Below are 6,269 nucleotides of genomic sequence, written 5' to 3'. Positions count from 1 at the left end.
TCTGATGTTTTACTCCAGCATCACTTCCACGTGCCAACGAGCTTCGCTTCCCGACGAAGTCGGCATCACTTCTGCTTGTCCTCTCTTCTCGGTCGGAGAACGGTGGACCGTTGACGGTCAACTATGAACCTTGCACTCTCGAAGCCAAGCTCTCGACAACGCTCTTTCTCGGCTGATCTTCACGAAGGACGGTCATGTTCTTGGACGGCGGAAGACGGCTCTTCACAGCGTTGAACGGATCTTTACGGCGAACTCTCTATCAATAAGACATCTCCAGAATCTTCTTCAAGTCTTCGGTCTTCAGGTCTCCTGGAGTCACCTCAACCAATCCGCCCATTGTTCTCATTGCGTCTTCAGCTAATCTGCCAAGCATAGATCTCTCGACTCCAAGCTCCTTAAGAGTGATATCGATTTCTACACTTTTCTGAAGCCTATGAATGAGTTCTATTGACATTTCAGAGAGCCTGTTGATATCTATCACGCTTTCTGGAGCTCCCATTATCTGAGCCACTCGCGCCAGTCTCTCTTTTGTATGAGGCCTGATGTAATCAAAGAAGGCAGGTCCTGTAGCACAAAGCCCCGCACCGTGTGTAACATCGTAATGAGCACTTATTGGGTGTTCTAATGAATGGTTTGCAATACAGCCCGATAGTGTTTCACAAATGCCGGCGGCAGTACTCGCCCAGGCAAGAGCAGTCCTGGCTTCAATATTATTCCCATCCGTGTATGCTATTGGTAAATAGTGATTTATAAGCGCCATTGCTTCCATCGCGAGAAGATCAGATGTCGGTTGATGATTTGTATTTATGTACGACTCAATTGCATGATAGAAGGCATCCATGCCGGTAGCTGCCGTCTGATAGGGAGGCAAGGTCTTCATAACCTCAGGATCCACAACGGAAATGACAGGAAAAGTCTGGTCGAATCCAACGCCTATCTTCTCGTTGGTTTCACTGTTCGTCACAACCGCAAAGGGGTCAGACTCGGTTCCTGTTCCGTGAGTTGTTGGAATGGCGATGATAGGGAGCGCAGCTTTCGGAACTCTTCCTCCTCCAGATCCGGTGTACTCCCAACATCGGCCACCATCTTTGGCCACCACTGCAATGAGCTTTGCCGAATCTATTGGGCTGCCTCCGCCAAGACCTATGACCATATCGCATTTTTCTCTGTTGGCAATTTCGGCGCCTTTGTCGACCGTTGATGATAGTGGGTTAGGTACTATATCATCAAACACAACACTTTCGATTCCACTTTTCTCCAAGATCGAGATCACTTCATCAAGAAGACCTGTTTTCTTCGTACTACTTCTTCCTGTTACTATCATTGCCTTCTTGCCCAGATTTCTGGCTAGTTTGCCTACCTTATTCACCGTACCCACACCAAAGACAATCCTTGTCGGCAGAAAATACTCAAAGTTCATCGTTTTGTCCATTTCTTCGACCTCCCAATTTGCTACTTCATGATTTGACGGTAATAGTCTTACACTGTTATATAAGAGACTCAAAGGTTTCTCCGGCTCGAAGCTCACAGACTTTGGCAGAAAACCTTCGCTCAATTGCCTTTATAACTTCATCCCCTGTACAGTGCCCAATGTGGAATTTCTCAATCTTAAATCCCTCTAAATAGTTGAAAATCCCATCAAGCTCCTCCTTTGTTTTGTGAAGCAAATGTAGGCCCCCAACCACAGCCTTCACCTCTCCATACTCAGAGGCTTGCTTGATTATGTTTCCAATACCCCTGTGAGAACAACCGGTTATTACCGTTACAATACCGCTCTCGACAAGAGCAAGAGAAAGCTCATCACCGAAGAAATCGCGAGTTTGCTTTCTGCCATCAACCTTGTTATGTTTCTCCTCAGGCCTCTCATCTGTGGCAAAAGGCGCTGCGGTCATTACATAGAGATCCTTTTCAATCTCCTTCGAAGAGCATACATTTTCTACTGACGCCCCAAGCTCTTCGAATTCTGCTCTATTAATTTTGGGACTTGACTCCACTTTACCGCTATACTTCGGCTCAAAACCACCTTCACCAATCAGTACTCTCTTTCCTCCAGACTCACGAAGTACGCTCTCTAAACCTCCAAGATGGTCGTAGTGACCGTGGCTGATGATAATCATTTCGATCTCAGACAAATCTATACCAAGTTTCGCTGCATTCTTAACAGCAACGTCTGTAGATCCGGTATCGAACAAGTACTTTTTTTTGCTTGATTCAATGTAAAAAGAGATACCGTGTTCAGACTCAAACCCTTTAAGAGCTTTGTCGTTGCACAAAACAGTTATCTTCATGTCATTTCTCCCTTCGCCGCCAAGCTCTCTACTCAATTCCCACTGTACAACAAGCCTCACCAACTATTCGGATCATATATCTATCTTTCTCAACTCCACCTGCAATCGACCAAGTTTGTACTATTGCGCATCTGATAGTCGTATCTTTCAAGATTCCTTTCCAATAAACCTCTTCAAAGAAGCTGACAACAAGAATTCCAAGAATAGTGCAACTACGATTACCGGTCCGGGAGGCATATCAAGCGCATAAGAAACGAATATGCCTATTATGCTAGCTACCACTGCCAGGCTCACAGAGAAAACGATCATACTTCTGAATGAGCGAGCGATAAGCTTCGCGGCCACTGCCGGAATGACCAGAAATGCCGTAACCAGTATAATTCCTGCAATCTTGACTGAGCTTACAACACTCAAGCTGATTCCTACTAGGACTGCATAGTGAATGGCCCCAACAGGCACACCGTAATGCTTCGCCATTCCCTCGTCATACGAGTAATATAGAAGCTCTCTGTAGAATATCGTGAAGAAGGCCATAGCGACAAGGTTAGCTGCGATAAGCAGCCAAACGTCTTCAGAAGTAACCATCAGGATGTTCCCGAAGAACAGGCCCATCACATCCGGTGTGTATCCTCTTACAAATGAAAGCGCGATTACTCCCAGAGACATCGAAAGAGGAAGGAGCATTCCGATTACGCTGCTTTCGGACAACTTGTTCCTCCTGGTAAAGTAGCTTACGGCAATTGCAAAGACAACGGCGGTAATTGCCGCCATAAGCAAATAATCCGTTCCGAGAAGTAGGCCGAAAGCAATTCCTCCAAATGTCGCATGAGCTGCACCATCTCCAATGAACTCTATCCTTCTTAGCACAACCACACTCGAGAACACTCCAGTTAGTGAACTTACGAGAATGGCGGCCACTAATGCGTTTCTCAGGAAACCGTAGCTTATGATGTCCTTCACAAAATCCTGAATCATAAGTGGTGCTCCCTTTCGAAGTGATCTCTCGATCTTATGAAAAGGTCGAGGTCGCCAGAAAAAGCTGATTGCAGTTCTTCTGGTCGTATCTTGTCAGCAGATGTGTGGCAATGAAGGGTCTTGTTAATACACATCACAGTATCACAAGCTTCAAAAACCATTCCAATATCATGGCTCACCATAAGTATTCCCATGTTTTTATCGTTCTTTAGTGACTCAAGCAACCTGTAAAAGGAGGCTTTTCCCATTTCGTCCACACCGGCTTCAGGCTCGTCCAGTATCAACAACTCCGGTTCTGATGCCAATGCCCTCGCAAGCATCAGCCGTTGATACTCGCCGCCGGAGAGTGTACCGGCTCTCCTTTCCTTCAGATCATATATACCTACCCTTTCTAGAAGATCCTCAACTTTCTTCCAATCGCACTTTCTCAGGGGTTTCAGGATTCCGCGCTCTCCATAGAGACCCATCGCGGCCACTTCCTTAACTCTTATTGGGAAGTCTCGCTTTCTTTCGGGGCTCTGAGACAAGTATCCAATTTTCGCTGAAACAGACACCTTCCCCGAATAGTCGCTCAGATCACCAACGATCGCTTTAATTAGCGTTGTCTTTCCGGCACCGTTTGGACCAATTATTCCTACGAATTCTCTTCTGGACACTTCGAAAGACACGTCCCTCAGGATCCAGTGGCTGCCGATCTTGTAGCTCAAGCTCTCTACTCTTAGGATTCTACTCTCCATCAAAGACCCTCTTGATCTCTCCGAGATTCCACTGCAACAGCTCGATGATGCCGCTCATTGAAATTCCAAGACTGTCAAGCTCCCCATGTCTTACAGATGTCTCGGCCGTCAGAATATCTATGGCTCTCTTAGAGTGCTGGTACTCCGCAAAGATACCAACAACTTCCTCGCCCCTCACAAAATCGACAAGTTTCTTTATCTCGCCTATTGTAGGCTCATCTCCTATCCCTTCTAGAACCGGTTCGAGTCTCAATCCATATCTTCTGAAGAAATAGGTAAAGCTGGGGTGTGCAACAATGACTACGCTTCCACGAAACTTCTCAAGGTATGAATTTGCCTCTTCATCGAACTCCTGCAGATCATCAATAAGCTGCGCAGCATTCGCTGAAAAGTACCCAGATTTCTCTGGTGCGATTTCTGAGAGCGCTTCAACTAGAAAGGGTATAACGTAATCAGTAAGAATCACTGGATCAAGCCAAATGTGAGGATTCACGTGATGGTCATGTTCGTGTTCTTCGTTCTGCTCTTCTTTCTCCATGATAAGCTCCTTGGGCAAGAGATTCCCAATGTACACAACCGTCTTGCCTCGGGAGGCGAGATCGTCCAGATGTCTTTCCAGGAAAATCTCAAGATCTAGGCCGTTTGCTATTACCAGGTCCGCTCCATCCAGTCTTCTTATGTCAGAGATCTTTGGAGAGAAAATGTGGGGGTTCTGACCCGGCCCTATAAGAAGATCTACCTGAGCATTTTGACCCACGATTTCCTTTACAATCAAATAGTAGGGATTAATCGTTGCAACTATCCTGAGCGAAAAAACTGTACCCGAAAGTAATGTAATCAGCAGAAAAGGAATCAATATTACTCTTCTTGTCATACTCTGCCCTCCTCAACATCGGAGACGATCTTTCTCCTGCAATCCCCGCAGATTCCAATGAAGTAAAACACATGGTTAGTAATCGTAAAATCTCGGTTTTCCGCAACTCTCTTTGCAAAAGAATCGACAAAGCACTCATAGAAAGGCTTAGTTTTGTGGCATTTCTTGCAGTGCAGAAAATGAACTGGCTCCCTCTGACTGCTGAAATAGAATCTAGTCTCGCACTCGAATGATATCGAGCGGATAAGACCCTCGTCCTCAAGAAAGGAAAGACCTCTATAAACGCTTGAGAGATTAGGTTTTTCATCAAGCATTTCATGAATTGAATCAGCGCTCAACGGCAATTCAGATTTATCTATGATCTCCAGAACTTCTCTTCTGAGTGATGTCATTCTCTTCAAAGGGCACCTCCTATAGGCAAACAATTCGCGCAAATCATTTGCACTACATTTTCGCACATTTCTCACTTCCTGTCAATTCTTGGTTTGCAGCATTTTCTTGTGAAGAGCTTCAGAAAGCCCCCAATGGTAAAAGAGGAAGAGTCTTTGCAAGCTGAGCTACTCCTATGATCTCTATTCCCGGGTCTCTGATCAGCATCAAAGCCTTACCAGAAGTATCCTGCCAGACTTCTCCATAGACTCTGATCCTCTTTCTATAGAGCACCTGCAGATCTGCCTGATCGAGCGCGAAAAGCGATGCCTCCTCTGACCTGATTCGAACCACAATGTCATCGCCCACTAAGGTGAGACCGTTTACCGACGTTACTTCGAATTCCACCCAGATCACTCTTCCCAAAAAACCCCCTGACTGGTAAGAATAGAGATTTCCTCTCACAATTGAAGCATCAAATACAGGAGACTGATCATAGAAAGTGAAGATCCCCCTTCTACTCCTGAAAGCTTCTCTGTAAGCATTCCTTATCTCAGATGAATAATGGGACGTGTCCTCATAGGTAAGAGGTCTGGCCAAACCTTGCCTAACTATATCAGAATTTATCAAGGTACCTTCCGAGTCAAAAAGATACGCAAGGTGTCTGCCGTATGTATCCTTTCCATGAAGCTCAAGGGTAACTTTTCCACTCTCGCGTGTTATCATTTCCAGATAATCTTTCGCTTCATCGGCAAACTGGCCCGCTGGTTTGCTGCCTGATCTAGTTTCCGGCGCATCTATTCCTATAAGCCTTACAGTGCCGTTTAGCGCCTTCACCGTAACGGAATCACCATCAATTACCGAGGTAACCGTAGTGACAAGTCTTGAGCGGTCGCATGCCTGCAGGAGAAGGAGTGCAATCAACAACAGGGAAGCCATGGCTAACGCAGCTCTTTTCTTCAATATCCGCTCCTCCTTTCCAATATTAAGACATCAGTACCATTATACCGACAAGTGCGGAGATCT

The 6,269-nt window shown here is 45.8% G+C and carries 7 protein-coding genes; all 7 read right to left on the bottom strand.

What is annotated here, in order from left to right; genetic code table 11:
• Positions 1-259: 259 nt before the first annotated feature.
• Positions 260-1,432, bottom strand: a complete 1,173-nt coding sequence (locus B3157_RS04455) for an iron-containing alcohol dehydrogenase (RefSeq protein ID WP_102818826.1) — start codon at positions 1,430-1,432, stop codon at positions 260-262.
• A gap of 55 nt (positions 1,433-1,487) precedes the next feature.
• Positions 1,488-2,288, bottom strand: a complete 801-nt coding sequence (locus B3157_RS04450) for an MBL fold metallo-hydrolase (protein ID WP_292589132.1) — start codon at positions 2,286-2,288, stop codon at positions 1,488-1,490.
• A gap of 147 nt (positions 2,289-2,435) precedes the next feature.
• Complete coding sequence (locus B3157_RS04445; RefSeq protein ID WP_214060809.1) at positions 2,436-3,263, bottom strand: metal ABC transporter permease; 828 nt, start codon at positions 3,261-3,263, stop codon at positions 2,436-2,438.
• A complete protein-coding gene (locus B3157_RS04440; protein WP_102818824.1) occupies positions 3,260-4,000 on the bottom strand; it encodes a metal ABC transporter ATP-binding protein in 741 nt (246 codons plus the stop codon). The genes B3157_RS04445 and B3157_RS04440 overlap by 4 nt, the downstream gene beginning before the upstream one ends.
• A complete protein-coding gene (locus B3157_RS04435) occupies positions 3,990-4,874 on the bottom strand; it encodes a metal ABC transporter substrate-binding protein (RefSeq protein WP_292589128.1) in 885 nt (294 codons plus the stop codon). Before B3157_RS04435 ends, B3157_RS04440 begins: the two co-directional genes overlap by 11 nt.
• Positions 4,871-5,266, bottom strand: coding sequence for a Fur family transcriptional regulator (locus tag B3157_RS04430; protein WP_258001668.1), 396 nt, complete (start codon positions 5,264-5,266; stop codon positions 4,871-4,873). The genes B3157_RS04435 and B3157_RS04430 overlap by 4 nt, the downstream gene beginning before the upstream one ends.
• Positions 5,267-5,384: 118 nt before the next feature.
• On the bottom strand, positions 5,385-6,206 hold the full coding sequence (locus B3157_RS04425; RefSeq protein ID WP_292589126.1) for a thermonuclease family protein: 822 nt from the start codon (positions 6,204-6,206) through the stop codon (positions 5,385-5,387).
• Between the last annotated feature and the right edge of the window lie 63 nt (positions 6,207-6,269).

Source organism: Mesotoga sp. UBA5557 (assembly GCF_002425715.1).
Lineage (GTDB): Bacteria > Thermotogota > Thermotogae > Petrotogales > Kosmotogaceae > Mesotoga.
Note: the sequence above shows the minus strand (reverse complement) of the source record. Positions and strands in the feature narration are given on the sequence as shown.